This is a genomic window from Paenibacillus sp. OAE614 (genome assembly GCF_040546645.1).
Classification (GTDB): domain Bacteria; phylum Bacillota; class Bacilli; order Paenibacillales; family Paenibacillaceae; genus Paenibacillus_AQ; species Paenibacillus_AQ favisporus.
The window spans coordinates 5,194,244-5,220,239 of sequence record NZ_JBEPOD010000001.1 but is presented as its reverse complement, the minus strand read 5'-3'; the positions used below and the strand labels follow the sequence as shown (position 1 = coordinate 5,220,239).

The window sequence follows — 25,996 nt, the reverse complement described above, 5'->3', positions numbered from 1 at the left end:
ATCACCCTTTTTAGATAGGATTGTTGTTCCAAGCGGCGGTATCCGATGCTGAAGACATCATTGAGCCGTTGACTGGTTATGAGTAGGAGGTTGTGTGTATGTTGTTATATGAAGTTTAGTTGAGGTTTTGATTAGTTTAGCATATATTTCCAATTTATGAAATCCGTAATTGAAAGAACCGGATGCGAGGCTGCAGACTGCTGGTTCCGGTACACTAACATTCGGTAGAGGTGCACATATGAAAGCTTCGAGAAAATACGGCATCATCGCGGCGGCGATATGTATAGTCATCCAGCTTGTGCTTGCCGCCTCCTGTTACGGCAGTTCCGAACCGGCTCTAAAGCCGCTGACGGACTGGCGTTTCACATGGGAGGGCGGAGGTACAGACAGCCGCAGCACGGACGGCATCGGGCCGGCTTCCGGGTGGGAGCCGTACCGGATGAAGCAGCCGCTGCAGCTAAGCACCGGGGAAGAGAAGGCGGGATGGTTCGAAACGAAGCTGCCGGCGCTCATCTGGAATACGCCTGCCATTTTGCTCAAACCGGTTTATGGAATCAAAATCGACATCTACGTCGGTCAAGAGAAACGATACGAAATCGATCGGGATTACCAGTATGATGTTCATCATATCCTGCTTCCGCTGAGCCGTGAAGACGCCGGTCAAACGCTGCTCATGAAAATTCAGGGGGGAACCGGCCGGATCGGCATGGACGGTCCCGTGTGGGCCGGCGATTACCAGACGCTGCTGACCAAGCTGATCAAGGCTAATCTGGGTGATATCGTTTTGGGAAGCTCGTTTATATTCATTGCGCTGATTATGCTGATTTCGGCTTTACTCCTGAACCGGAGCGAGCGGAACAGCTGGCTGTCACTGACGGTAGTCATTTTGTCGATCGGGCTCATGATCCTGACTTATTCTCCTTTTGTGTACAGTCTGTTCAGAAGCTATGGAGAATGGTTTCAGGTCGTTTTTGACCTTGGTCTGCTGTCGCTCTTACCGGCGATAACCTATTATTTTGAAAGAACCATTGGTCCCGGCTACATGCTGATCATTCGGATTTGCCGTAAATTCCTGGTCGGGTACTCGCTCTTTTGCCTCGGGTTTATGGTCATCAACCTGCTTAGCGGCAGCCGTTTCTCCGATATTTATTATTTCTTTTCCGTCAAGGTGCTCGGCTGCATTATGATCGTTCTGCTGATGATTTTGGCAGCCAGTGCGATATCTTATGCCGCCAAAGGAAACAGGGATGCGGCTGTGTTTGCTTCGGGATTTGCCTTGTTTGCCATCCCGGCGTTGGGTGAACTTGTCTGGTTCTATGTACGCCAGGGGGACTACGTGCTGTTCTGGTGGAAATGGGGAGTCCTTGGCTTCGTGATCAGCCTCATCATGATCCTTGGCCGGAAGTTCGCCCATAATCATCGGCAGATTGTCGTGTATTCCCGGGAGCTTGAAATGTTTAACAGCGAGCTGCAGCGGTCGGAGAAAATGGAAGTCATCAGCGAGCTGGCCGCCTCGGTTGCACACGAGGTGAGAAACCCGCTTCAAGTCACCCGCGGCTTTCTGCAGCTGCTGCAGGAGAAGTCAAGGGACCGGGAGAAGGAGTATCTCCGGCTGGCGCTTGAGGAATTGGACCGGGCATCGGGGATTATTACGGATTTTCTTACGTTTGCCAAGCCGGAGGCGGAGAAGGTCGCCCTGCTCAATGTGGGGCATGAATTCCGGCATATCGAGGGCATCTTGATCCCCCTGGCCAACCTTCAAGGCGGCCGAATGACGACGGATATTCCCCAAGACTTGTACGTCCACGGCAATTCGTCCAAGTTCAAACAGGCCTTTATCAATATGATCAAGAACAGCATTGAAGCGCTGCGGGAGGAAGGCCACATTCAAATCCGGGCTTACCGGGACAACGGCCAGGTTGTCATTCGCGTCGCCGACAATGGAGAGGGGATGGAGCCGTCAGAGGTGGCGAGGCTCGGCGAGCCCTATTACTCCAACAAATCGAAAGGAACCGGGCTCGGGCTGATGGTCACGTTCCGCATCATTGAGGTGATGCATGGAAAGATCGAGATTGAGAGCAAGAAAGGCGCCGGTACGGTGATGACCGTCCGTTTCCCGGCCGCCGCATCCGGCGAACAGGGAACGGAATGATCCCGTGATCCGCATACACTGGAACAAAAAAATGGCGCCTGCATCGGCGTCATTTTTTTGCGTTTAAAAGAGCATTTCAGGGGCGTTTCCTCCTTGAATGTCCCTCCAGGCCAGATATAAGCTGATCGCTGCGGCAATAAGGAACAAGAAAGCGGAAATAAAAGCAAGCTGCTTTCCGGTGCTTAGCGCACCCATATTCCCGCCTGCTCCCATTCCCGGGGTTGCGGAGGGGACCACTCCGCTGATTCGAACGGGCTTCGCCGGTTTTGATCTTGACTTAACCCGTTTCCCGGGCTTTGCCGATTTCACTGGTTTCACGGTAGACACTCCTTTGCGTGAGAATCCTTCATCAAGAACGATGGCAGGGTACTTTAACGAACTCACAGTAAGTTATGTTACTGCAGTTCGGGCCGTTCCGAGGCCAAGAGAAAATAGACTGGGGAAAGAAACCGATGTATGTTCGATCATCTGAAATAGATTTATACAGCTTGTCGCCGCAGCTGAAGCTCGAGGTCTTATTGCAGTGTATGATGGGGCGGCAGAGATGTTATCGCAGGAGCAAAAAAATAGGGTCCCGGCTTGACCTCGTGCCGTCCCTTCCCGGGTGATCCGAATATGTCGAAAACATCCGGCTGGTGAGAAAATGAGCATTTACTAGATTGTTAGTTTTGTTATAATAAATTATGCTAACTTTCTTTGGACAATACGAGCAATGGCAGGAGGATATCATGGACAAAACGCAATGGAGCATCAGCAGCTGGAGCTTTAAGGCTTGCAAGGACCAGGAATGGATGGAGGCGAAGGTACCGGGCTGTGTGCATACGGATCTGCTGGCCAACGGCAAAATTCCGGATCCGTTCTACGGAACGAATGAGAAGGAAGTACAGTGGATCGACAAGCAGGATTGGGAATACGAAAGCCGGTTCGATTTGCCGGAAGAGCTGCTGTCCCTTCCGCATCTGGAGCTCGTATTTAAAGGGCTTGACACCTATGCGGACGTCGCCGTGAACGGCAAGCCTGTTCTTCAGGCAGATAATATGTTCCGCACATGGAAGGCCGATGTCAAGGATGTGCTGAAGCCGAAGGACAATACGGTCCATGTTCGTTTCCGCTCGCCGGTCCAGGAGGATCTTCCCAAGCTGGAGCGCCTCGGCTACGATTTGCCGGCAACGAATGACCAGTCGGATGTCGGAGGACTTGGAGACCGGAAAATCAGCGTATTCGCCCGCAAGGCGCCGTATCATTACGGATGGGACTGGGGTCCTCGATTCGTGACCAGCGGCATTTGGCGGGATGTCTATATTGAAGGATGGGATTACAGCCGGATTCAGGATGTATACATCGATCAGACGGAGGTTACGGCAGCGTCCGCCAAGTTAACGGCCGTGATCGAGCTGGAGTCAGACCTGGAAGGGGAAGCGGTGGTTCGCCTGAGCGCGGACGGTCAGGCCTGGGACCAGAAGGTCCAGCTGTCACAAGGCGCCCAAACGGTGGAACTCCCGCTGGTGATTGACAATCCGAAGCTGTGGTGGTGCCGCGGACTCGGTGAGGCGAATTTGTATGAGTTCCGTGCGGAGCTGATCGTTGACGGCGGCGTGGCAGCCGAGAAAAGCGTTAAAACGGGCCTGCGCTCGGTCAGGCTGGTCCGCGATAAGGACGAGGCCGGCTCCACTTTTTATATCGAGCTGAACGGAGTACCGGTGTTCGCCAAGGGTGCCAACCATATCCCGAACGACAGCTTTATTACCGAAGTAACCTACGAACGCTACCGTCATGAGATTGCCAGCGCAGCAGCCTCCAACATGAATATGCTTCGCGTCTGGGGCGGGGGGATTTACGAGCAGGACGCTTTCTATGAGCTGTGTGACGAATACGGCCTGATGGTATGGCAGGATTTCATGTTTGCCTGCAGCATGTACCCCGGCGACGAAGCATTTTTGGAAAATGTGCGGCTGGAAGCGGAGGAGAACGTCAGACGTCTCAGAAATCATCCTTCGATTGTTTTATGGTGCGGAAATAACGAAATCGATACGGCCTGGTCCCACTATTCCGAAAATACCGGCTGGGGCTGGAAGCAGCAGTATACTCCGGAGCTCCGCGAGCGCCTGTGGCAGGATTACGAAGCGATCTTCCACCGGATTTTGCCGGAAGCGATTACCCGTTATGCGCCGCAGGCCGATTACTGGCCGTCTTCGCCGATGATCGAGCTGACCGGGGACATTCGTCAGCATGCGACGAACAGCTCCACCGGCGGGGACATCCATTACTGGGGCGTATGGCACAATGTGGAGCCGTTTGAAAATTATAACGTGTACATCGGGCGTTTCATGAGCGAATACGGTTTTCAGTCGTTCCCGGAATACAAATCGGTTCGCCGTTATGCCGAAGAACATGATTTGGCCCTGGAATCGGAAGTGATGCTGGCCCACCAAAAGAACGGGCAGGGCAACCGCCTGATCAAGCAGTATATGGATATGTACATGAACGAGCCGAAGGATTTTCCGTCCTTCCTGTATATGAGCCAGGTGCTGCAGGCGGAGGCGATGAAGATGGCGATTGAGGCGCATCGCCGCAAGAAGCCTTACTGCATGGGGACGCTGTATTGGCAGATGAACGACTGCTGGCCGGTGGCTTCCTGGGCGGGGATGGATTATTTCGGCCGCTGGAAGGCACTCCAGTATTACGCCAAACGCAGCTTCCGCGACATTGCCGTTTCTATCGACGGTACGCGCGGCGATGAATTGGACATTTACGTCCTTTCTGATGTGCTTCAGCCGCTGTCCGGAAGTCTTCGCCTGCAGGTCATGGACCTGAAAGGGAACGTCCTGCAGGAAACGGCGGAGAGCTTCAGCATAAGCGCCAACACATCGGAAAAGGTGCATACCTGCTCCGTGGAGCAGCTGCTGGGCGGAAGCCGCCCTCAGGAAACGTTTCTGCTCGTCCAGCTCGAGGTGTCCGGACAGGTGGTGGACAGCAAGGAGCATTATTTTGTGCCGGCTAAGGAGTTTGCGTTCGCCAAAGCGAATATCACGGTACGGGAAGAAGAAGGCAGCCAGGGTCATACGCTGATCCTTACAACGGATACGCTGGCCAAACAAGTATGGATTTCCAGCGAGGCGGAGGGCAGCTTCAGCGACAATTTCTTCGATTTGATCCCGGGCAGGGAGCAGCGCGTACAGTTTTACGCCCGTTCGGAAGGGGAAGAGCCGTTCATCCCGGCCAGACCGGGCCGGATCGAAGTGAAATCGATGGCGGACTTTATCGTAAAGTAGGATATTTGCATACAAAGGAGCCGTCCGGGTATACCGGGACGGCTCCTTTTCTTTGGGGTGGATGCGTATGCACCAGCGCTGTAGTCACTGCTGTTAAATATAATGCAGTCCGGATAAATAAGGCAGAGGTATCGTACAGAAATCCTCAGGAGCCCCCGCCAGGTGGGGAGACTCGGGATCAAACAGCAGCGACAGCAAACCGCTGTCATCCAGCACGAGTTCCTGTCCCTTGTTTGTGACCGTGTATGATCTGCCGCCGGCTTTATCGATGCGGATATAGGATTTCCAGTCCACCTTGAGCAGCGGGGAACACTGCGTGAGCAGGCTGTGGGCGTCCGCGATCCATACGGTACCGCTGTTCGGGCCGGATTGGACCGCGGCGCCGGCCTGCTGCAGCAGTTTCAGCAGGGCTTGCTCCTGCCAAGGCACCGGAACCTCCAAGCGCTGAACCTGGTGGCGCTGGAGCATTTCGGCCAGCAGCCGGGCGACGGCCACTGGATGGCCTCCCCACTCGACGGCCTTGGCCGGCTCTCCGGACGGCGAGGATTCAGGAGCCGTTGGCACGGCAGCGGCCAGAAAGGCTGCGATCGCGCCGTCTTTGCGAGCGGTGAGCGTCTCTTGGCGCATCATGGTGATGTCCGCGATGGCGCTGCTGCCCAGCAGCGTGAGCAGCTGTGCGGGGCCCTGCTCATAGGCCGGGGAAGCGCCGGAGAGGATCGCCGAGATGCTGAACGTATCCTCCGGCCGCATAGGGCTAATGCTCCATTCATCTGTATCCGGTTGCAAAAGGGCTGCCGCGCTGCCGCTATCCAGCATGGCATAATGGACTCTGCCAAAATCGTAGCAGCCTGCACGGCGGTACAGGGAACGGCCGCCGGATACGAATACGAGGGAAGCTCCGGAGCGGCGTGCATGATCCATGCATTCCGCCAGAAGCGTGCTGGCCAGATTTTGCCCGCGGAAGTCGGGGTGTGTGCATACCGAACCGATGCTGAACACGTTCAACCTGGCTTCCCCGATCCGCACCACGTCCGGCGCCAGTCCCATGAACGCCACCAGTTCGCCATCATCGGTGAATGCGCCATATGAATGGCTGACACCCGGATGAAACAGGGCCGGAAACGATTTGCCCATAGAGGGCTGGCCGGGCTTGCCAAATACAAGGTCCGACAGGTCTGCGGCCTGTTGTAATTCATTTGAATAAAGCAGCCGAATCTTCAAGTTATACATGCCTCCTCATCCGTCATGCTTGTTGTCTAGGTCGAGAATAAGTATAGCCCTCTAACGGGATAAAGTGAAGATGGGCGAACCATTTCCTCTATTGAAAAAAACAGATGCCCGGAAAGCCGTTGTCTGCTCCAACGTTACAAAAAAGTGCTTAAATGACTTTGAAGTGCGTACTTCCCGAAGGAGCCATCCGGGTGCACAATAGAGCCATCACCAAGCACAATATTCGAGGGAGCTGACATTCCATGAATGATCATAAATCGGTTAAGGAAGAACGGAAAGTGGCATTGGTCGTCGGGGCCAATGGGGTGATTGGACGCAATCTCATCGACTATTTGCTGACGCTGCCGGATTGGGAAGTGATCGGGGTATCCCGAAGAGGAGGAGAGGACCGGGAGCGGGTCCGCTATATCGCGGCGGATCTGCTGGACCCGGAAGATGCCCGGCGCCGCCTGGGTGCGCTTCCCGAGGTGACGCATCTTTTCTACGCCGCTTATCAGGACCGTCCGACCTGGGCCGAGCTGGTGGCGCCGAATTTGGCCATGCTGGTCAACAGCGTCGAGGCGGTCGAAGCGGGATCGCCGGGGCTGCGGCATGTCAGCCTGATGCAGGGGTACAAAGTGTACGGTGCGCATCTCGGCCCGTTCAAAACCCCGGCCAAGGAATCGGATGCCGGTCATATGCCGCCCGAGTTTAATGTGGATCAGCAGCAGTTTTTGGAGAAATGGCAGCAGGGGAAGGCATGGACGTGGTCGGCCATTCGTCCTTCGGTGGTAGCGGGTTTTGCATTGGGCAATCCGATGAATCTGGCCATGGTCATCGCCGTGTACGCGTCCATCTCCAAGGAACTGGGCATTCCGCTCCGTTTTCCGGGGAAACCGGGGGCCTATCATACGCTGATGGAGGTTACTGATGCCGGGCTTCTTGCCAAAGCTACCGTGTGGGCCGCAACCGATCTGCGGTGCGCGAATCAGGCGTTCAATATCAACAACGGGGATTTGTTCCGCTGGAACGAGATGTGGCCGAAGATCGCCGCTTACTTCGGAATGGAGACGGCGCCGCCCCTTCAGATGTCCCTGGACGTCGTTATGGCCGACAAGGAGCCGTTGTGGAATGACATGGTCCAAAAGCACGGGCTTGCCCCGCATTCTTATCAAGAGGTATCTTCCTGGGGCTTCGGCGATTTCGTCTTCTCCTGGGATTACGATTTTTTCGCCGACGGGACCAAAGCCCGCCGCTTTGGCTTCCATGAGTACGTGGATACAGAAGAGATGTTCATGAGCATTTTCGATGATTTGCGCCGGCGTAAGGTCATTCCGTAACGTGTGGGTTTGGCCGTCATGCCTAAGATATCCCCAACGTAAAAAAAAGAGAGGCTGTCCCTGATCTTGCAGGGATGCAGCCTCTTTGCTTATATATGCTTCTGATCCGTCCGAGTTATGCCGCAGGATGATCTCTTGACGCCGCAGGTGCTTACAAAACACGGATTCGCCGATGATCAGGCTTGGGCCTGCCGTTGCAGCCGGTCGACCTGCTTGTTTACGGCGCAGACTTCAAGCGGGAGTTTTCTCTGATGGCCGCCTTTCCGTGGTACTTTTTATCGACATGCATTTCTCCCCATCGGCACATCATGTGCAGCAGCTCCTTCATGCTCCAGCCGTATTCGGTCAGTTCATACTCGACCTTGGGAGGAACCTCATTGTAGATGATGCGTTGAATGATGCCCTCGTCTTCCAGTTCGCGCAAATGCTGGGTCAGCATTTTCTGGGTAATGGAAGGAATGAGATGCAGGAGCTCGTTGTTCCGCTTTTTGCCGAAGGTCAGATGAAACAGGATGACCGGCTTCCACTTGCCACCGATCACCTCCAGGGTTACTTCCACCGCCGTATTGTATATTTTCACCGGTTGATCCATACGTTCGCACCTCCGTAAGTAAGGGTCTGTTCGCCGCCGTCTTCAAGTCATCTCTACGGTTAGGATAACCTGGGGCCGTAGGGAGCGATAATCGGTCTGATTATTTCCAATATAGCATGACTGGTTGCGATCCGCATAACAGGCGACGGGAAATTGGAGGGCATTTCATTTTTATTCTTGAATTTAATATATGTATGCGATATATTGCATACATAAGATAAAGGAGTGAGCGATCATGCCGATCCCTAAAAGTTATTCCTCGCCTGTGCGCATGACCGCTAAGGAGCGGGCCTTCAGCCAAATTCAGAGATGGATTATCGACGGCACCCTTCAACCGGGAGAAAAACTGGTGGATGCCGAGTTGGCGGAGGCGCTTGGGGTTTCCCGCACCCCCGTACGCGAGGCGCTGCAGCTGTTGGAAGTTCAAGGGCTGGTAGAAATGCATCCGGGAAGGGATACGCGCGTTCAGACGGTCGAGAAGGATGACATTCTGAAAATGTACGCTACCCTGGCTGCTTTGCATTCCCTGGCGGCTGAAACGGCTGCGACTCATATTTCGGCGGAGCAGATCGAACAGCTGAAGGGGCTTAACGCCGATTTCGCCACCGCGATCAAGCAGGGGCAGCCGTACCAGGCGATGGAGCTTGACGAGCAGTTTCATAACCTGATCGTGGACGCCTCTGATAATGCCTACGTTGCATCCTTCAGCGCCTCGCTGCAAATCCATATTCGGAGGTTCAAGTATGTTTTTCTGGCTCAGCCGGTGTCGGCAACCGCTGCCTCGGCAGAAGAGCATGCCCGCATCATTGAGGCGTTCGAGAAGAAGGATGCGGCGCTGGCCGCCTCGGTGATGAAGCAGAATTTGCTGAGACCGATGAATGAGCTGTATGCATTCATTCAAAACCACTCGGAAGGAGACGATTCGAAATGACGAGTCAAGATCGACCTGATCTGCGGATTCGCAGCAAAGTCATCAGTGAGGGCGTAAACCGGGTCCCGAACCGGGCCATGCTCCGTGCGGTCGGATTTAAGGATGAGGATTTCAAGAAGCCGATGATCGGCGTGGCCAGCACCTGGAGCGAAGTGACACCTTGCAATATGCATATTGATGAATTGGCAAGGGAAGCCAAGAAAGGCGCTCAGGCCGGCGGCGGGGCTCCGCTCATATTCAATACGATCACCGTTTCCGACGGCATTTCGATGGGGCATGAAGGCATGCTGTTTTCGCTGCCCAGCCGGGAGATTATTGCCGATTCGATCGAAACCGTCGTGAACGCCGAGCGTTTTGACGGCCTGGTAGCGATCGGCGGGTGCGACAAGAATACGCCGGCCTGCCTGATGGCGATCGGACGCATGAATCTTCCGGCTGTATACGTTTACGGAGGCACGATTCAGCCTGGATCGCTGAACGGCCGGGACGTAAATATCGTGACGGCCTTCGAAGCTGTCGGGCAGTATCATGACGGCAAAATGACTCCCGAGGAGCTCCATCAAATCGAGTGCCACGTTTGTCCGGGTGCCGGAGCCTGCGGGGGAATGTATACGGCCAACACCATGGCTGCGGCCGCGGAAGCGATGGGCATGAGCCTGCCTGGTTCCTCATCGACGGCGGCCATCGCAAGCGGAAAAGCCGATGAGTGTGCGAGGGCGGGAGAAACGGTGATCCAGCTTCTCGAAAAAGGGATTTATCCAAGAGACATTATGACGAAAAAGGCATTCGAGAACGCCATTACCGTCGTCATGGCTCTGGGAGGATCGACCAACGCCTTTTTGCATCTGCTGGCCATCGCCCATTCCGTTCAGGTCGATCTGACCATCGACGACTTCGAGCGGATCCGCAAGAAGGTGCCGCATCTTGCCGATTTGAAGCCGAGCGGCCGGTATATGATGCAGGATCTGAGCGATGCCGGGGGTGTACCTGCGGTCATGAAGCTGCTGCTTGAAGCGGGCCTGCTTCACGGCGATTGCATCACCGTAACCGGGCATACGATCGCGGAAAATTTGGCAGCGGTGCCCCCGCTGCGGAGCGGCCAGAATGTCGTCAGACCGCTGGATCAGCCGCTGAAGCCTACAGGGCCGCTTGTTCTGTTAAAAGGTAATTTGGCCCCAGAAGGGGCCGTGGCCAAAATGTCCGGCCTGAGCAGGCTGTCCTTTACCGGGCCTGCCCGCGTATTTGACAGTGAAGAAGAAGCCACGGAAGCGATCGTGGGCGACCGGATCCGGAAGGGAGACGTCGTCGTCATCCGCTACTGCGGACCGAAAGGCGGTCCCGGCATGCCGGAAATGCTGTCCGTCACCGCCATGATTGTGGGCAAAGGACTGGGCGGTGACGTGGCGCTTCTGACCGACGGCCGGTTCTCCGGCGGCTCGCACGGTTTTGTGGTGGGACACGTGGCTCCGGAAGCTCAGGTCGGCGGTCCGATTGCCCTCCTTCGGGAAGGAGATATCATTACCATCGACAGCGAAACCCAGGAAATCAATATGCATGTCAGCTCAGAGGAGCTGGAGGAGAGAGCGAAGCAGTGGTTCCCGCCGCAGCTGAAGCATTCCGCCGCCGTGCTGCGGAAGTATGCGCGGCTCGTATCCTCGGCATCCAAGGGAGCCGTCACGGATGAGGACGTTTAAATTGTAAGGAGGGGGCACCGCGATAAAAGCGGTGCTCCCTTTTTTATTTACCATGATCCGCTTATGTCCAATAACCCCGCATAATCCCGCCTTTATTTGGAAAATGTAGACCCATGATTCCCCTTTTCAGAGGGCTGTTCTCACCGCCAATTGACGGCCCTAAAGGGGGAGGGGACATACCGCTTTTGTTTGTAACGTTAGTTGCTTGGTTTATATATAACTAGGGCAATTTTCTTGTTCGCAACCGAAATCAAGGCGTGTTTACATTCCATTTTAAAGAGGCGAGGCTGTTTGGATTCCACAACACTGGTTAATTCACTTGTTCTATTAATGGCCGGCCTGCTGCTCGTCGGCGTACTGACCACCAAATTTTCCTCGAGATTCGGCATGCCGGCCCTTGTGCTGTTTATCATCGTCGGCATGCTGATTACGCGGTTCGTGTATTTCGATAACGTCCTCATCACCCAGATCGTCGGGATTTTGGCCCTGATTGTCATTTTGTTCGAAGGGGGCATGCAGACGAAGTTTGACGATATCAAGCCGGTCATCAAGCCTGCTTTGTCGCTGGCGACGGTGGGAGTGCTGCTGACGACCTTTATCGTTGGCGTCTGCGCCAAGTATATTTTGGGCGTGTCCTGGGTGGAAGGCTTTCTCTTCGGTGCCATCGTCGGATCGACGGATGCGGCCGCGGTGTTCTCGGTGCTTGGAGGGAAAAATATCAAAAAGCGTCTGACCTCCACCTTGGAAGCCGAGTCCGGCAGCAATGACCCGATGGCCGTCTTTCTTACCGTCTCCCTGATCGAATATGATCAGCATCCCGATGCGGAAATCTTCCAAATGATCCTCTCGTTTTTCTGGGAAATGGGCATCGGCCTGGTCATGGGGCTGCTCATCGGCAGGCTGGCGGTTTACGTCATCAACAAGATCAATTTCGATTCGTCCGGACTGTATCCCGTGATGGCGCTCGGATTCGCCATTCTTGCGTACAGCGCTACCTCGGTGATCCATGGCAGCGGGCTCCTCGCCGTCTACGTGACGGCCATCGTCATGGGCAATTCCGATTTGGCCTATGGGCGTTCGATCATGCATTTTAACCAGGGATTCGGCTGGATGATGCAGATCGTCATGTTCGTGCTGCTCGGCCTGCTTGTCTTTCCAACCGAGCTGCCGGGTATCGTCGGGGAAGGTCTGCTGCTCTCCCTGATTCTGATGCTGATTGCAAGGCCCGTGGGCGTCTTCCTCAGCACGCTTGGGATGAAGTATTCTTTCCGGGAAAAGCTGCTCATTTCCTGGGCCGGCCTGCGCGGAGCCGTACCGATCGTGCTGGCGACTTATCCGATGCTGGCGGAAATGGAGCACGGGCGGCTATTTTTTAACGTGGTGTTTTTCGTCGTACTGACTTCGGCTATTATCCAAGGGGCGACGATTTCCCCGTTTGCCGGGAAGCTGGGGCTGGCGGGAGAAATCAAACCGTCCAACCCTTCGCTCCTGGAGCTGACAGCCTTAGGCAAAGCCAAATCGGAAATCAACCACGTGGACGTCAACGAGACGATGGCGATCGCCGGCAAGGAAATTTCCGAGCTCGACCTGCCGGAGGACATTTTGTTTACGGCGATCATCCGCCACGAACAGATCATCGCTCCGCGCGGGAACACGAGGATCGAGTCCGGAGATACGGTGTATGTGCTGAGCCCGAAGGCGAAGCGGAAGCAGGTGAAGGCGATTCTGACTTCCCCGGCACTTCCGGTGGTTCATCTCAACGAGGTGAAGCAGAAGCCGGAAGAAGCCACCAACATCATACCGCCTAAAGACCCGGACGACCCTCCGGAACAGGAAACTTAACACAAAAGCCCTGCCTTCTTTGCGAAGAAGCAGGGCTTTTTGGAATGCCGGAGGTTCAGGCTTTTCCCAGGATAAAGCTGATGATCAGAATCAGGAGGACCAGGGTGGTAATCCCCGTATACAGCTTGTCGCCTTCGCGCACAAATACCCAGATGGAGATAGCGACGCGTAGTACAGGGGTCAGAATGAGAAGGATCAATCCGGCCGTGATGACGGCGTAGGGCTTGAATGACGCGATTCCGCTCACAATATCGGGGAGGCTGTGCGGGTAAGAGCTGCCGGGGTATCCGCTGCTTCCCTCCATAAAAAAGAGCACCAATCCAACGATGATGACGGCTGCGCTCAGCACGACGCCGACCCGGAGCCAGCGGCTGACGGCCAGCTCCACCTCCAAAATATCTTTCTGCTGCCGCTCTTGACGTTGCTCGTTCGGTTCGCTCATTTCGGCAGTCCCACTCCTTCCCAAATCATCTGCACGGCCACGTACGCCAGCACCGGAATGAACAGCAGGCGGATCGTCTTGCTCTTGAGGCGCTGCATAATTTGCGCACCAATGGTCGCTCCGGCCAGAACGCCGAGAGCCACCGGTCCGGCGATATGCGGATCGATATCCCCGCGCAGCAGGTAGACTCCCGCGCTGGCCGCCCCGGTCACGCCCATCATGAAGTTGCTGGTAGCGGTCGAGACCTTCAAAGGAAGCTTCATGAACACGTCCATGGCCAGCACTTTGAAGCTGCCGCTGCCGATGCCGAGCAGGCCGGATACGATTCCCGCGCCGTACATGACGGAGAAGCTTCCGTAGACGTTTCCGGCATGGTAAGGGACGTCCTGCTTAATGGCTTTATCATAATAGCTTCCTTCAAGCCGGAGCTTCTTGGCAGCCGGGCTCATGCTGACCTCACCGGCGGCACCTTCGCTCTTCTTCTTGATCATATTAAACGCGGAGTAGATGAGCAGCAGCCCGAAGATGATATAGAGCAGATTAGGGGCGATGATGCCGCCGATAAACGCTCCGGTGATCGCCCCGATGGTCGTGGCGATTTCCAGAAACATCCCGACCCTCATATTGGTGATGCGGTCGCGGATGTATGCGATGGCGGAGCCGCTTGAAGTGGCGATGACGGATATGATGCTGGCGCCAATGGCATGCTCGATGCTGACCCCGAATAGAAGCGTCAGCGCCGGCGTGACGATGATGCCGCCTCCGAGCCCCAGCACCGATCCGACGATGCCGGCCAGAACGGAGATGAGCAGAATTTCCAAAGATAACGTAATCACATGAGTACACCTGCCTGTGTCAGAAAATAAGAGTCCGGATTGCGCTCTTCCGCCGTGTCCCTGTACACTAAAAACACGGGGCTTATCGCATCCGGATGCCGCGGAACGGATTCATTATACACCGTTTGTATAATATTAACCATACAAACGGACGATATTAATGCATTATATTTTTACAATGTAAAATACAACGAAGCAATGAAGCTTATGCCGGGAGAGGAAGAAAGCAATGAAATTCAAACACTTGGACGAAAAAGACAATATGATTTTGGATCATCTGCTCGATAACGGCAGGCTCAGCCATGCCGAGCTCGGCCGTTTTGTGAACCTGACGCGGGCTGCCGTGCGGGAACGGGTCAATGGCCTCATGGAGCAGGGAATCATCGATAAATTTACGGTGATTGTCAACCCGCTGAAGGCCGGAAAAAGCATGTCGGTGTACTTCTTGATCGAAGTGGAGTGGAACCTGCTTGAGACCGTTGCCGAGACGCTGCTTGCGGATGATGAAATCACGAGCGTCTACCAGATGAGCGGCGGCCCGCACCTGCATGTCCATGCACTGATGGATGACCAGGAGCATGTGGAGAAATATTTGCGGAAGCTCCAGACGGTGGAGGGCATCACGAACGTGCACAGCGAGTTTCTGATCCGCCGGTTCAAAGAGCGGGAAGGCATACAGATTTAAGATGTCCTTCATGCAGCTGCATCCATGCGGTCTTTCTTGTTTTATCATGCCTATCTTTGTATGTGGGTAACCGGATCGCGAGGAAGGCGTATCGGGGCCATGTTAGATGAACAACCAATTTTGGGAGGTGTCTGGACAGATGGAGACCAAAGATCAGCTAGAGCAGGAATTAAGGCGGATTGAAAAATGGGAGAAGGATCAGAAAAGCGCGTGGTTTTGGGAAAAATGGAGCCGGCTGCCGTTTATGCTGTTGGACCGGCTGACGCCGAAAGTGATTCAGGATAAGCTGGCCGAAGGGCTTGGCGAGGTCGGACGGTTTCTGCAGACCGGCGGGCAGTATTTGGTGCAGCGCAGATCCATTCTCAAGCGGCTTGAGCGGACGCATTCGCTTATGGGAAGCGGTCCGGAGGGAAGCAGAGCGCCGGAACCGGCGGATGGGCATGACGGCGGGGATGGAGCCGGTCTGACGCTCGCCGAGGCGGCGGATCTGCCGCTTGCGGTCATGGACAGCGTGGCGGATGAGCTCACCGCGAGCCGCGCCAAGCTTGCTGCTGCCCAAGGGGCGACAACGGGCATCGGCGGCGTATTGACGCTGGCCATCGACATCCCTGCGGTGCTGGGCCTCTCTTTGAAGGTGCTGCAGGAGATCGCCGTTTGCTACGGATACGATCCGAGGGATGAGAAAGAGCGCCTGTTTATCGTCAAGTGCCTGCAGTTCGCATCGGCCGACATCGTCGGCAAAAAGGCGGTGCTGGACGAGCTTGGGCAGTTTGACGGAGAGCACGCGCCGGCCCAAGTCATGTCGCAGATTCAGGGCTGGCGGGAAGTGGTGCAGACGTACCGTGACAGCTTCGGATGGAAAAAGCTGTTCCAGCTCGTGCCGATTGCCGGGATTTTCTTCGGCTCCATCAGCAACAAGGGCACGATTGAGGATGTGGCCGAAGCCGGAAAAATGCTGTACAGGAAGCGCCGGATTGTGACCAAGCTGGGCTCGAAGCAGCCGGACGGTGAGGCATAGGGCCGGCAACTTAAAAGGACCGCCACCAGGCTTATTATAAAGCCCAGGGCAGTCCTTTTTTTCGGATCGATCGCTTTGACGCACAACAACTCTGATCAGGCTTCCGTTCCTTCGGACCACCGGTTCAGCAGCTTGTCGGAAGGAAGCAGATAAGTCAGAATGCCAAGCAGCGGCAGGAAGCTGCATATCTGCATGACGGTCGTAATGTCTACGATATCGGTCCATTTACCCAGCACAAGTGCGCCAAGGCCCCCCATCCCGAAAGCCAGGCCGGTAATGAGGCCGGAGACGGTTCCGATTTTGCCGGGGAACAGCATTTGCGCATACACGACCGTCACCGAGAAGCTGGAGAAGACGATCAGGCCGATGATCGACAGCAGCACGCCGGACCAGAACAGATTCGCATAAGGCAGAAGGATGGCCAGCGGAGCAGCAAGGATCATCGAACAGAAGATCATGTTCCGTTTGCCGAACCGGTCGGCCAGTGGACCGCCAAAGAACGTGCCGACGGCGCCTGCTGCAAGGAACAGGAAAATGTAAACCTGCGCGTCGCTCACGGAAAGGTGGAAATTCTCCATGAGATAAAATGAAAAAAACGTGCTGATGGACGAGCTGTACCAGGAACGGACGAACACGAGCAGCACCAGCAGCACGATCGCGAAACGGACGCGGGAGCGAACCTCCAGACGCAGCTGGCGCGCCTGCGTTTTCTTCTTCTGGTACGCCCCGGTGCGCAGGCGGTTGCCGTACCATCTGGCAATAAAGATTTGGACCGCAATGCCGGCCGCGGCGACGATGGTAAACCAGATCGAGCCAAACAGGCCGAGCGGGATGAAAATCCACATCGTCAGCACGGGAGCCAGGGACTGCCCGGCGTTGCCGCCGACCTGGAAGATCGACTGGGCCAGCCCGCGGCGCGTTCCGGAGGCCATGTGGGATACCCTCGAGCCTTCCGGATGAAAGGCGGCCGAGCCCAGGCCCACAAACACGACGGCCAGCAGCACGGCCGGATAGGTTGTGGCGAAGGCCATCAGCAGCATCCCGGTGAAGGTGAAGCCCATCCCGATCGGGAGCAGCGCGGGCGTCGGCTTGCGGTCGGCGAACCATCCGACCACCGGCTGCATGATGGAGGACGTAAAGTTGATCGCAAAAGAAATGACCCCGATCTGCGTATAGGTCAGGTGCATGGACGACTTCAGAATCGGGAAGATCGCCGGGACGACCGATTGGATCGAGTCATTAAACAGATGCACGAGGCTGATGGCGATGAGGATCCGGTAGACCGTGGCCGACATATCCGGCTGCGTCAGCGGCTGCTGTCCACTTGGCGGCGAAGTCTTGGTCATCGTTTGAACGGACATGTTACCTCCTTGTGTTTGAACTTAAGACGGATCGGCTATGTACATGTCAGGTCCTCTTTCGTTCGGAATATTTAAGGAGATTATATGTCAGATTCAGGCAAACCGTATACCCCTTACTTGATAAAAACTCCCCCGAACGGAATGATCTCCCGCAGTACCCGCTTGATCAGCCCGTCGTTGTTCAGGTCCTTCTCCAGGTGGCTGCTCCGGTGTCCGGCCTGAAACAGCACCGTTCCCACACCCGTCATTTTAAAATGATAATTCATGTGCTGGCTGGCCAGCGTATTGCCGTAAACCGTCAGGTCGAGCTTGGCATTCTCGGGGTAAGCGATCACGCTTCCCGCGTCAACGTACAGCGGCTCGTCCGGATGAAGCTCCGCTTCCAGGACCATACCTTCGGTCAGGACGCCGATCGTGCCCGTCCCGGCAAATTTCACCTTGACGGCGTCACGGGTAATCAGCATATTTTTCGCGCTCAGAATCCGCGTTTTCATAGTGATGCCGGAGCTGTAAAAAAATAAATGCCGCAGGTCGTACAGCAAATCGCTGCCGCCGGCAAGCTCAATCGGCTTGACGCTGTAGCCGGGAGGCAGCGCTGCGGTAAAACTGCAGCTCCCCCGCATATCCGCCTGAATCAGTTTTTTCTTCCGGTACATCCCCTTGATGTTCATCAGCCGGTCGCTCCGCCCGTCGGACGGTCCCCTGTAGGCGATGATCTGCTCCGGATGCAGGAAGTGCATCTCTTCCCCTTGTTCCAGCAGGAAGGTCACGGCTTGTCCGCTGTCCGGGCTTGCATGTTCCTGTATCGACAGATTCAATGGCTATTCCTCCTACTTCGGACTCCGGGATTGTCGCTATATCCGGTTTGCTCTGCGCATGAAGTAACGCATAATGCGGATAAAAACAAAATACCCGGCGGCAAGAGCAACCACAGTGACCAGCATGACTTTCAGCTTATGCTCCCTGGCTGCTCTGGCCTGATTGGTTTCCTGCAGCGCCTGAACGGTTTCGGACAGCTCCTTGTTCTGAGCCATCAGCTCGGCGTTCTGCTCCTGGTACTGCTTCGCGTCGGCTTGAGCCCGGTCGAGGTCGTCCAAGGTTTCCCGGTAGCTCTCCTTCAGCCGGTTGACTTCGCTGGGGAGGCCGGAGAACGTCTCCACCCCTTTATAAAAATCGTCGAAATAATTCGCTTTGACGGAAGTCTTGAACAGCATCGTGCCGCATATGACAATCATCACCGCGCATAATAGGCGGATCAGCGATAAGTTCCGGTTCATAAAGCAACAACCTCCTGCATAGAGTTATAGAAAGTGAGGGTTGTCCATCACGCAGGACAGGCCGGAGCCGTCCATAGAATATACTCGAAAACCGGCGGATAAGTTCCACTTTCGTCCATTTTTGCCGGACCGGTTTCAAATGGCGCCCAAAGCGGGTAAATGAAAAAGGAAGCCGGATGACGTACCAAAAGGCGGACAGAAGAGCCAGTCCCAGGAATAGAAGAAGCCCTCTCAAATATACGAATATATACGACATGAAAAGGAGCAATGAATGATGCGTGAAACAGAACAACAATATAAAAAGATTATGATTACCGTTAACGGCGAGCCTTTGGGCAAGGAGCTGTGGATTGACAAAGTTACGTATGCACCGGTCCAAATCCGCGAAACGGCCGGTCCAACCGAAACCAAAATGAATGCAATTGTCAGTTAATGTCTAAATAATACCATATTTCAAAACACAAAAGACCTGGAATCCTTCGAGATTCTGGGTCTTTTTTCGCATGGGCGAAATTTATGCCGATAAAAAAAGTTTGCCGCTTCGAATCTACACTACACGTTTCGACATTTATTTCAATTTCGTTCTTTTATACTAGTTTAGGACAAATCGTAGGACTTTTTACATAAAGATGCATTGAAGTGAAAAAGCCGCGATAAAGGGAGTGGTTTACTCAAAAAAAAGGAAGAATCAGGTAGAAAATAGTGGAATGTTGTGATATTATTTACAAATATATGAATGCGAACGTATGTTCCGTGACAAGATGCTGTCAGCCAACATTGGTACGATATAAAGATGATGAATTAAGATAGGGGTGAACATCCATGCAGTCAGGTATACAGGATCAATTTACATGGAACCGCAATCATATTTTTGCCAGCGGAATGAATAAGGCTATTCTACTAGTCGAGTGGTACGGAGGGACACTGCGTCCTGCCCGGAGGCGAACCTCCCCTAAGCTTATCGCCCGGGATGTGGAGCTGCACTTGTGGCTGGAACCGCATGTGACCTTGCTGCGTATTTACGGGGCAAAGGCAAGAAGAGGACTGAATCATTCATTGATCGTGCCGCTTGGGCATCTGCAGGACGGAGTCAAGCAGTTCTTTGCGATCGAGCTTGCCCTTGAGCCGCAAAGTCCAGGTCTTCACGGCGTTATCTCGGCCCAGTGGCGTTACAAGGAGCGGAACAAGGAGCGGATCAAGGAGCTCCCCGTCAGAGAACTTTATATGAATTACACGTATCACATGGGGCTTTTGCGTCAGCCGGAGGATTTCCACGTCCATAAGCATGTGAAACTTCTGGAAACACCGGGAGTAGTCAAGGAAGCCATCAGGCTGTTCGAATTCGGCGATATTGAGCATGGGGAATGGGTGCTCCGCCGCAAGGGGGACGAGCTGCTGATCAGCGCGGCCCGGAACGCAGACGGCCGTTTGCTGGCCGAGGCCGACATGCTGTACCAGCTCAGCGAGCACTATGTAGGAACTTACATGAATAGGAATACTTCTTTGGTCAAAAACGGGTAAGGAGTCGCATGTATACCCTGCCATATCGAGTACATATTTTTTAAGAAAAAATAGCAAAAACGAAGGGGATGGTCTTTGGAACATGAAAGCAGGATTCACTTTGCTACAAGTCGAATGGACTACTTCGAAAGTTGAGATATGAGTCTAATTTACTATACGAGCTAGGAGAATCCACATGACAGACAGACTGATCCGACTAATGCGCATTATCACCCTGGTTCAGGCCAAGCCCGGCATTCTGGCGAGGGAGCTTGCGGAGCGCTGCGGCACCAGCGAGCGGACGATATATCGCGATATGGATGCCCTGAGCGCCATGCACATTCCGATTACCCATCAGGGGCATGGCAAGGGGTACAGGTTCATCGGGGATTTTGCCTTGTATCCGCTGGATTGGACGGAAGAGGAAACGTCCGCTTTCGCGGCGCTTCCTTCCATTATGAATCAGATTAAACCGATCCTGCCCGCGGCGTTTGAAAGTGCATATGAGAAAGTCATGGCGGCGAACCATAAGCGAAGAGCAGATTCCGCGGTAACAGAGCAGCAAGAAGCAATGACATCGGCGGACAAGTCTGCGGCAGCGATACGGGATCAGCCGCCGTTTCTCATCCCGATTCTCATGGCCACCTTGTCCCAGCATACGATCCAGGCGGAATACGTTCTTTCTGAACGCCGGGAGCGAAAGTCCGGAAGAATCGATCCTTACTGGCTCGTACCTTGGAAGCATCGTTTTTATCTGGTCGGCAGGAGCCATTCGGAAGGGAATATCCAAATTTACCCTCTCAGCAATTTTCAGCAGGTAGAAGTTTTAGATGACGTATTCGTCAAAGTACATATGCATGTTCAGCAAGAGTTGTTGGATCCTTATCATGAGCAGCACGAGCAAGACCAAATACAGTTTAAAATCAGGATCTCCCCCAGGATGGCGAGTATGTTCAGAACTGAGGCGTTTATTCCCCCGATGCGAATGGCGGAGAGCCGGGACGGCAGTCTGATTGTGGAGTTATGTGTGACCAACGTGGTTGAATTTATAAGCTGGCTGTCCCAGTACGGGGCGGAAGCCGAAATTATGGAGCCCGTATTTTACAGGGAGATGATGAAACGAAATTTGCGCAAATGGCTTGCTTTATACAAATGATACAGGATCCCCGCGCTTTATTGCTCACCCTGCAACAGGGAAATGCCAGCAGTTGACATCCCCCTTCCCGATGGATGCTGGCCCTGTCTTTTCAACTCCTCTTCATGCTTGGCAGCGACTTCAGGTATGTTTTCCCGCCTCATTCGAGAATCCAACGATGAACGGCCGACTTCACTTGAGTCATTACGATACAGCCCAGGAAATCGTATGTTTATCATTTTCCTATCATTCTCCTCATTGTCAAGATATGTTAAAATTATAAGGAATGTTTTCCAGTTTGAGATGAGTGCAAGGAAGTGGGGAGATCGGTGAACAATTTTTTGGGAAGGAACGTGAAGGGCGACAAGGACAATGAGCCCAAGTCCGGGCTTAACTTACGGTTGAATTTGTTTTTTTTCAGCACCTTCGTCATATTTTGCGTCATTATTATCCGGCTGGCCGTCATACAATTCGTCGAAGCGGACACGCTGACGGAGAAAGAAACAGGGCAAAACACGAAAAATATTCCGCTCCCGCCTGCCCGTGGAGATATTTTGGACGCGACCGGCACCAAACTGGCCTTTTCTACGCCGGTACAGTCGCTGTACATAACGCTGCAGAAGGATTACAGCAATGCGACGGAAAAAAGCAGGAAGAACCGCGCGGAAGCGTTGCAGTTGGCTCAGAAAATAGCGGATGTATTTAACGGATTGGGGGACCCGATCAAGAAGGAAGACATCATCGAAGCGATGGACCTGGATTCCAAGAAAGAGCACGGGTATTATCCGCGCCGGATCAAGATGGATTTATCACAGCGGGAGATCGCCTATTTCATGGAGCGGAAATCCGAATTTCCGGGCATCGAAATTATTGAGGAATCGAAGCGGACGTATAATCCGAATACGATCGCGGTGCAAACGGTCGGATACATTAAGAGCTTCAAGCATACGGAGTCGTTAAAAGAGTATGATGAGGCGCGCAAAGACCAGAAGGATCCCGGACTCGTCTATACGCCGGATGAGCTGGTCGGGGTCGACGGTGTCGAGATGTCCTTTCAAAAAGAGTTGCGGGGCAAAAACGGGTATAAAGTAGTCTCGGTAACGCCGGGCAACATCGTTGACGGCGTTGAGGAGATCGTCCCGCCCGAGAAAGGGAATGACGTCTGGCTGACGATCAACAAGCAGGTGCAGCAGACGGCGGAGCAGGCGATCATGGACCAGCTGGACTGGGTGCATCACAATCCCGTGTCTGGTGAAACGCATCCCAATGCGCTGACGGGTTACGCCGTTGCCATGGAGGTGGATACCGGCAAGATTGTGGCCATGGCCAGCATGCCGGATTATGACACAAATGTATGGGGGAATGGAGGAATTTCTCCAAAAGATTATGAAAAGATCAAGGCCAATTATCAAAACGGGACTATTACCCCCATATCCTCAGGCAAATCGGGTCACAACATGGAGTCCACGCTGCTTCTCGGTTCCACAATGAAGCCGCTCAGCGTGCTGGTCGGCCTGAAGGAGCATTTGTTCTCGACGACGACACCTTATAATGATGTCGGCATTGCGTATTTCGGCAAAGAGAAGAAAGCTGTACGCAACTCGCAGAACCATGCATACGGGTATCTCCGCACCCCGGCTGAGGCCATCGAGCATTCGTCAAATACCTTTATGGTCGAAATGGTCGGTGACAGGCTGTATTCAAAATATAAAAACAAGGGCGGTACATACAACAAGGGCATCGACGTCTGGGACAACTATATGAAGCAGTTCGGTTTAGGGATATCAACGGGGATCGATCTCCCCAATGAATTTCTGGGCAGAAGGGAGTATATGCCCGACAAAAACGGCAAATTTCCGCAAACAGGCAGCGCCCAGGGTTCTCTCGTCTATGCTTCCTTCGGCCAGGAAGGCAAGTATACAACCCTCCAGCTCGCTCAATATACCGCCACACTAGCCAACGAAGGGGAACGCATCAAGCCGCAGATCGTCAGCAAGATTACCGACCAGAACGGCAAGGTGATCAAAACCTTTAAGCGTGAGGTGCTGAACAAGACCGACGAGTTTGACAAATCGTATTGGAATCTTGTGCGGCGGGGGATGAACACCGACGTAAAGTCGGCGTTTGCAGGCTTCCCATATGATTTTGCCAGAAAAACAGGCACCTCTGAGCAGTGGGCAGATGGAAAAAACCGGGATAACGGTGTCTTTATCGCCTATGCCCCGCGGAACAATCCGAAGCTGGCCGTTGCCGTCGTCATTCCGGAAGGGGGCTTTGGCGCATACAGCGCGGCTCCGATCGCCCGCAAAATCTTCGATGCGTATGACCAGGAATACGGTCTCGACGGGGTACCGAAGAAAAACAAGCAGGCTGTGAACCCGTAAGACCTTTCGGAAAAACGGCCATTTGGCTTAGCAGCTTCACTGATGTCTGCTCCGATAGAACCATGCTTTCATATGTATATATTGGATGAAGACCGACCCGATTTTGCGGGCGGTCTTTTTCTGTTGTTCTTAAAAAAGTAACAGCATCCTTATGTCCCAACACAGGGGAAGAGCGAAAGATGTCGAATGCATGCCTTTTATGCTAGAATAATAAAGGTCGTTTTACATACGTCAGACAGGAAGGAGGAATGCTGGTGAGCGACTATACGACGGACCATGCGCAGGAAGGTCCGAAGAAAGGGAAAAACAGCTTTAACCTGCGGATTAACCTGTTCTTTTTCAGTACGTTTATTATTTTCTGTGTCATCATTATCCGGCTCGCCATTCTGCAGTTTGTGGAGGGGCCGACGCTGACGGAGAAGGAGTCCAGCAACATCGTCAAGGATGTGCCGCTGCCTCCGGTCCGGGGAACAATTTACGACGCTTCGGGCGTGAAGCTGGCCTATTCCACGCCGACCCAGTCGCTGTATCTTACCTTGATGAAGGATTACAGCGAGAAGAATGGGAAGAAGAACCGTCCGGAAGCCGAAAAGATGGCGGAGGATCTGCTGGAAGTGTTCAATAAATACGGCGATCCGAACGGCGAGAAAATGACCAAGCAGGATATCATAGATGCAATGGATCTGGATTACAAGAAATATTCGGGTTATTCACCGCGCCGGATCAAGATGGATTTGTCAAACAAGGAAATCGCCTACTTCTCGGAGCATAAGTCCGATTTCCCGGGTATCGCGATCGAAGAGGAAAGCATCCGGCATTATGACCCCGACACCGTGGCGGTGCAGACGATCGGGTACATCCGGACCTTTAAGGGATCCAAAAGCTTGACCAAGTACAAGACGATCGACGAGCAACAGCGCAGCGGCGATGCACAGACCGATCCGGGCCTGATTTACACCGAGCCCGAGTTTGTCGGTTACGACGGCCTGGAGCTGATGTATCAGGACGATCTGCGCGGCAAGAACGGATACAAGAAGGTGCCGATCGATCCCCGCAACATGCCGGAGGGCGTGGAGGATATCGTGCCTCCTGAGAAAGGGCATAACATCTACAGCACGATCAACAAGGAGATTCAGCTGCAGACGGAGCAGGCCATTACCGACCAGCTGAGCTGGCTCCACTCGCATCCGGTTTCGGGCAAGCTGCATCCGAACGCCACGACGGGATTCGCCGTCGCGATGGAAGTGAAGACGGGCAACATCGTCGCCATGGCCAGCATGCCGGACTACGATACGAACGTGTGGCAGTCGGGCAGCATCTCGCCGGAGAACTGGGATAAAATCCAGAACATTTACCAGAACGGCACGATCCGTTCCTTTAATCCGGGTAAATCCGGCAGCCATCCGGAATCGGTCGTGCTGCTCGGTTCCACGATGAAGCCGCTTAGCGTCCTGATCGGACTGAAGGAAGGCTTGATTCGAACAAACACCTACTACAACGATACGGGTGCGGCATACTTCGGTAAAGAAGGCCACCAGACCCGCGTACAGAACTCCCAAGGCCACGTGTACGGCGGGATGGACCCGGCGCGTGCGATCGAGAAGTCGTCCAACGCGTTTATGGTCGACGAAATCGGAAAAAAGCTGTATGAAAAATACGGCTCCAAAGCCATCCAAGTATGGGACAGCTACATGACTTCGTTTGGCCTCGGGGTCAGCACGGGCAGTGGTCTGCCAGGTGAATGGGAAGGCCGCAAGGAGTATATGGATGTAAAAGCAGCTGGTTCAGCCCAGGCGGCCATGGCCTATGCTTCCTTCGGGCAGCAGGGGAAATACACGACGCTTCAGCTCGCCCAATACGCCGCCATGCTGGCTAACGAAGGCAAGCGGCTGAAGCCGCAGCTCGTCAGCAAGATCACCGACGACAAAGGCAACATCCTTAAAACGTTCAAGCCGGAAGTGCTGAACACCGTCAATTTCAGCCAGTCGTACTGGGATGAAATCAAGCGCGGGATGAAGAGTGACGTTTCCTCCTTTGAAGGCTTCCCTTACAGCTTTGCCCGGAAGACGGGGACATCGACCCAGAGCGTCGGCGGCAAGCTGATCGATAACGGGGTGTTTATCGCTTTTGCTCCGAAGGAAAATCCGGTTCTGGCCATTGCAGTCATGATCCCGGAAGGGGGCTTCGGCTCGCAGAGCGCCGCGCCGATCGCGCGCAAAATTTTCGACGCGTACGATGAGGTGTACGGACTGGACGGCGTTCCGAAAGGTAAGAAAGAGACGACCGACGGTCAAAGCAACCCATAATAAAAGTCAGGCAGTGCCAG

At 54.1% G+C, this 25,996-nt stretch carries 21 protein-coding genes; 13 read left to right on the top strand and 8 right to left on the bottom strand.

The window, feature by feature from the left end:
• The first annotated feature begins 238 nt into the window (after nucleotides 1-238).
• A complete protein-coding gene (locus tag ABIE48_RS24120; protein WP_192717343.1) occupies nucleotides 239-2,152 on the top strand; it encodes an ATP-binding protein in 1,914 nt (637 codons plus the stop codon).
• A 63-nt stretch (nucleotides 2,153-2,215) separates the two neighbouring features.
• On the opposite strand, the gene ABIE48_RS24115 is transcribed toward ABIE48_RS24120, so the two are convergent.
• Nucleotides 2,216-2,470, bottom strand: coding sequence for a hypothetical protein (locus tag ABIE48_RS24115; protein WP_145163299.1), 255 nt, complete (start codon nucleotides 2,468-2,470; stop codon nucleotides 2,216-2,218).
• 410 nt (nucleotides 2,471-2,880) lie between these two features.
• Between ABIE48_RS24115 and ABIE48_RS24110 the strand changes: the two genes are divergently transcribed.
• A complete protein-coding gene (locus ABIE48_RS24110; protein WP_192717342.1) occupies nucleotides 2,881-5,424 on the top strand; it encodes a beta-mannosidase in 2,544 nt (847 codons plus the stop codon).
• A 93-nt stretch (nucleotides 5,425-5,517) separates the two neighbouring features.
• Here the strand turns inward: ABIE48_RS24110 and ABIE48_RS24105 are convergent, their stop codons facing one another.
• Nucleotides 5,518-6,645 (bottom strand): GNAT family N-acetyltransferase, encoded by a 1,128-nt coding sequence (locus ABIE48_RS24105; RefSeq protein WP_192717341.1) that lies wholly within the window; start codon nucleotides 6,643-6,645, stop codon nucleotides 5,518-5,520.
• Nucleotides 6,646-6,896: 251 nt separating this feature from the next.
• Here ABIE48_RS24105 and ABIE48_RS24100 point away from each other — a divergent pair, with 251 nt between their 5' ends.
• Complete coding sequence (locus ABIE48_RS24100; RefSeq protein ID WP_192717340.1) at nucleotides 6,897-7,973, top strand: SDR family oxidoreductase; 1,077 nt, start codon at nucleotides 6,897-6,899, stop codon at nucleotides 7,971-7,973.
• A gap of 217 nt (nucleotides 7,974-8,190) precedes the next feature.
• On the opposite strand, the gene ABIE48_RS24095 is transcribed toward ABIE48_RS24100, so the two are convergent.
• Nucleotides 8,191-8,565, bottom strand: a complete 375-nt coding sequence (locus tag ABIE48_RS24095; RefSeq protein ID WP_192717339.1) for a winged helix-turn-helix transcriptional regulator — start codon at nucleotides 8,563-8,565, stop codon at nucleotides 8,191-8,193.
• Nucleotides 8,566-8,800: 235 nt separating this feature from the next.
• On the opposite strand from ABIE48_RS24095, the gene ABIE48_RS24090 reads away from it, so the two are divergent.
• The 3 genes from ABIE48_RS24090 to ABIE48_RS24080 all read left to right on the top strand — a co-directional run bounded on the left by ABIE48_RS24090 (nucleotide 8,801) and on the right by ABIE48_RS24080 (nucleotide 13,032).
• Entirely contained in the window at nucleotides 8,801-9,496 is a 696-nt protein-coding gene (locus tag ABIE48_RS24090; RefSeq protein WP_192717338.1) for a GntR family transcriptional regulator, read from the top strand.
• Nucleotides 9,493-11,190, top strand: a complete 1,698-nt coding sequence (ilvD, locus tag ABIE48_RS24085; RefSeq protein WP_192717337.1) for a dihydroxy-acid dehydratase — start codon at nucleotides 9,493-9,495, stop codon at nucleotides 11,188-11,190. Before ABIE48_RS24090 ends, ilvD begins: the two co-directional genes overlap by 4 nt.
• A gap of 291 nt (nucleotides 11,191-11,481) precedes the next feature.
• A complete protein-coding gene (locus ABIE48_RS24080; protein ID WP_145948686.1) occupies nucleotides 11,482-13,032 on the top strand; it encodes a potassium/proton antiporter in 1,551 nt (516 codons plus the stop codon).
• A gap of 55 nt (nucleotides 13,033-13,087) precedes the next feature.
• Here the strand turns inward: ABIE48_RS24080 and ABIE48_RS24075 are convergent, their stop codons facing one another.
• Entirely contained in the window at nucleotides 13,088-13,474 is a 387-nt protein-coding gene (locus tag ABIE48_RS24075; protein ID WP_116234098.1) for a DUF1634 domain-containing protein, read from the bottom strand.
• Entirely contained in the window at nucleotides 13,471-14,310 is an 840-nt protein-coding gene (locus ABIE48_RS24070) for a sulfite exporter TauE/SafE family protein (RefSeq protein ID WP_192717336.1), read from the bottom strand. Before ABIE48_RS24070 ends, ABIE48_RS24075 begins: the two co-directional genes overlap by 4 nt.
• Nucleotides 14,311-14,539: 229 nt before the next feature.
• Here ABIE48_RS24070 and ABIE48_RS24065 point away from each other — a divergent pair, with 229 nt between their 5' ends.
• Nucleotides 14,540-14,995: an Lrp/AsnC family transcriptional regulator gene (locus ABIE48_RS24065; RefSeq protein ID WP_089548473.1), complete on the top strand. Its 456-nt coding sequence runs from the start codon at nucleotides 14,540-14,542 to the stop codon at nucleotides 14,993-14,995.
• Between the two features lie 139 nt (nucleotides 14,996-15,134).
• Nucleotides 15,135-16,013, top strand: coding sequence for an EcsC family protein (locus ABIE48_RS24060; protein ID WP_260866984.1), 879 nt, complete (start codon nucleotides 15,135-15,137; stop codon nucleotides 16,011-16,013).
• A gap of 95 nt (nucleotides 16,014-16,108) precedes the next feature.
• Here ABIE48_RS24060 and ABIE48_RS24055 read toward each other — a convergent pair whose 3' ends face one another.
• The 3 genes from ABIE48_RS24055 to ABIE48_RS24045 form a co-directional block, all read right to left on the bottom strand.
• Nucleotides 16,109-17,374, bottom strand: a complete 1,266-nt coding sequence (locus tag ABIE48_RS24055; RefSeq protein WP_192717335.1) for an MFS transporter — start codon at nucleotides 17,372-17,374, stop codon at nucleotides 16,109-16,111.
• A gap of 113 nt (nucleotides 17,375-17,487) precedes the next feature.
• Nucleotides 17,488-18,114: an AIM24 family protein gene (locus ABIE48_RS24050; RefSeq protein ID WP_181909247.1), complete on the bottom strand. Its 627-nt coding sequence runs from the start codon at nucleotides 18,112-18,114 to the stop codon at nucleotides 17,488-17,490.
• 114 nt (nucleotides 18,115-18,228) lie between these two features.
• Entirely contained in the window at nucleotides 18,229-18,651 is a 423-nt protein-coding gene (locus ABIE48_RS24045; RefSeq protein WP_192717334.1) for an MreC domain-containing protein, read from the bottom strand.
• 274 nt (nucleotides 18,652-18,925) lie between these two features.
• On the opposite strand from ABIE48_RS24045, the gene ABIE48_RS24040 reads away from it, so the two are divergent.
• The 5 genes from ABIE48_RS24040 to ABIE48_RS24020 all read left to right on the top strand — a co-directional run bounded on the left by ABIE48_RS24040 (nucleotide 18,926) and on the right by ABIE48_RS24020 (nucleotide 25,976).
• The gene (locus tag ABIE48_RS24040) at nucleotides 18,926-19,084 is read left to right on the top strand and encodes a hypothetical protein (protein ID WP_186326169.1); all 159 of its coding nucleotides are present in this window, start codon (nucleotides 18,926-18,928) and stop codon (nucleotides 19,082-19,084) included.
• A 389-nt stretch (nucleotides 19,085-19,473) separates the two neighbouring features.
• Nucleotides 19,474-20,172 (top strand): hypothetical protein, encoded by a 699-nt coding sequence (locus ABIE48_RS24035; protein ID WP_145029351.1) that lies wholly within the window; start codon nucleotides 19,474-19,476, stop codon nucleotides 20,170-20,172.
• A gap of 175 nt (nucleotides 20,173-20,347) precedes the next feature.
• Nucleotides 20,348-21,307 carry a helix-turn-helix transcriptional regulator gene (locus tag ABIE48_RS24030; protein WP_145029350.1) on the top strand — a complete coding sequence of 320 codons (960 nt, stop codon included), beginning with the start codon at nucleotides 20,348-20,350 and terminating at the stop codon, nucleotides 21,305-21,307.
• 308 nt (nucleotides 21,308-21,615) lie between these two features.
• Complete coding sequence (locus ABIE48_RS24025) at nucleotides 21,616-23,670, top strand: peptidoglycan D,D-transpeptidase FtsI family protein (protein WP_483312665.1); 2,055 nt, start codon at nucleotides 21,616-21,618, stop codon at nucleotides 23,668-23,670.
• Between the two features lie 254 nt (nucleotides 23,671-23,924).
• Nucleotides 23,925-25,976, top strand: coding sequence for a peptidoglycan D,D-transpeptidase FtsI family protein (locus ABIE48_RS24020; RefSeq protein WP_260869564.1), 2,052 nt, complete (start codon nucleotides 23,925-23,927; stop codon nucleotides 25,974-25,976).
• Nucleotides 25,977-25,996 lie beyond the last annotated feature (20 nt).

Excerpts from the sequence above, each read along its gene's own strand:
- ABIE48_RS24120 (WP_192717343.1), top strand. The coding sequence starts at position 239 with ATGAAAGCTTCGAGAAAATACGGCATCATCGCGGCGGCGATATGTATA.
- ABIE48_RS24110 (WP_192717342.1), top strand. The coding sequence starts at position 2,881 with ATGGACAAAACGCAATGGAGCATCAGCAGCTGGAGCTTTAAGGCTTGC.
- ABIE48_RS24100 (WP_192717340.1), top strand. The coding sequence starts at position 6,897 with ATGAATGATCATAAATCGGTTAAGGAAGAACGGAAAGTGGCATTGGTC.
- ABIE48_RS24095 (WP_192717339.1), bottom strand. The coding sequence starts at position 8,565 with ATGGATCAACCGGTGAAAATATACAATACGGCGGTGGAAGTAACCCTG.
- ABIE48_RS24090 (WP_192717338.1), top strand. The coding sequence starts at position 8,801 with ATGCCGATCCCTAAAAGTTATTCCTCGCCTGTGCGCATGACCGCTAAG.
- ilvD (WP_192717337.1), top strand. The coding sequence starts at position 9,493 with ATGACGAGTCAAGATCGACCTGATCTGCGGATTCGCAGCAAAGTCATC.
- ABIE48_RS24075 (WP_116234098.1), bottom strand. The coding sequence starts at position 13,474 with ATGAGCGAACCGAACGAGCAACGTCAAGAGCGGCAGCAGAAAGATATT.
- ABIE48_RS24065 (WP_089548473.1), top strand. The coding sequence starts at position 14,540 with ATGAAATTCAAACACTTGGACGAAAAAGACAATATGATTTTGGATCAT.
- ABIE48_RS24060 (WP_260866984.1), top strand. The coding sequence starts at position 15,135 with ATGGAGACCAAAGATCAGCTAGAGCAGGAATTAAGGCGGATTGAAAAA.
- ABIE48_RS24055 (WP_192717335.1), bottom strand. The coding sequence starts at position 17,374 with ATGTCCGTTCAAACGATGACCAAGACTTCGCCGCCAAGTGGACAGCAG.
- ABIE48_RS24050 (WP_181909247.1), bottom strand. The coding sequence starts at position 18,114 with ATGCACTTCCTGCATCCGGAGCAGATCATCGCCTACAGGGGACCGTCC.
- ABIE48_RS24045 (WP_192717334.1), bottom strand. The coding sequence starts at position 18,651 with ATGAACCGGAACTTATCGCTGATCCGCCTATTATGCGCGGTGATGATT.
- ABIE48_RS24040 (WP_186326169.1), top strand. The coding sequence starts at position 18,926 with ATGCGTGAAACAGAACAACAATATAAAAAGATTATGATTACCGTTAAC.
- ABIE48_RS24035 (WP_145029351.1), top strand. The coding sequence starts at position 19,474 with ATGCAGTCAGGTATACAGGATCAATTTACATGGAACCGCAATCATATT.
- ABIE48_RS24030 (WP_145029350.1), top strand. The coding sequence starts at position 20,348 with ATGACAGACAGACTGATCCGACTAATGCGCATTATCACCCTGGTTCAG.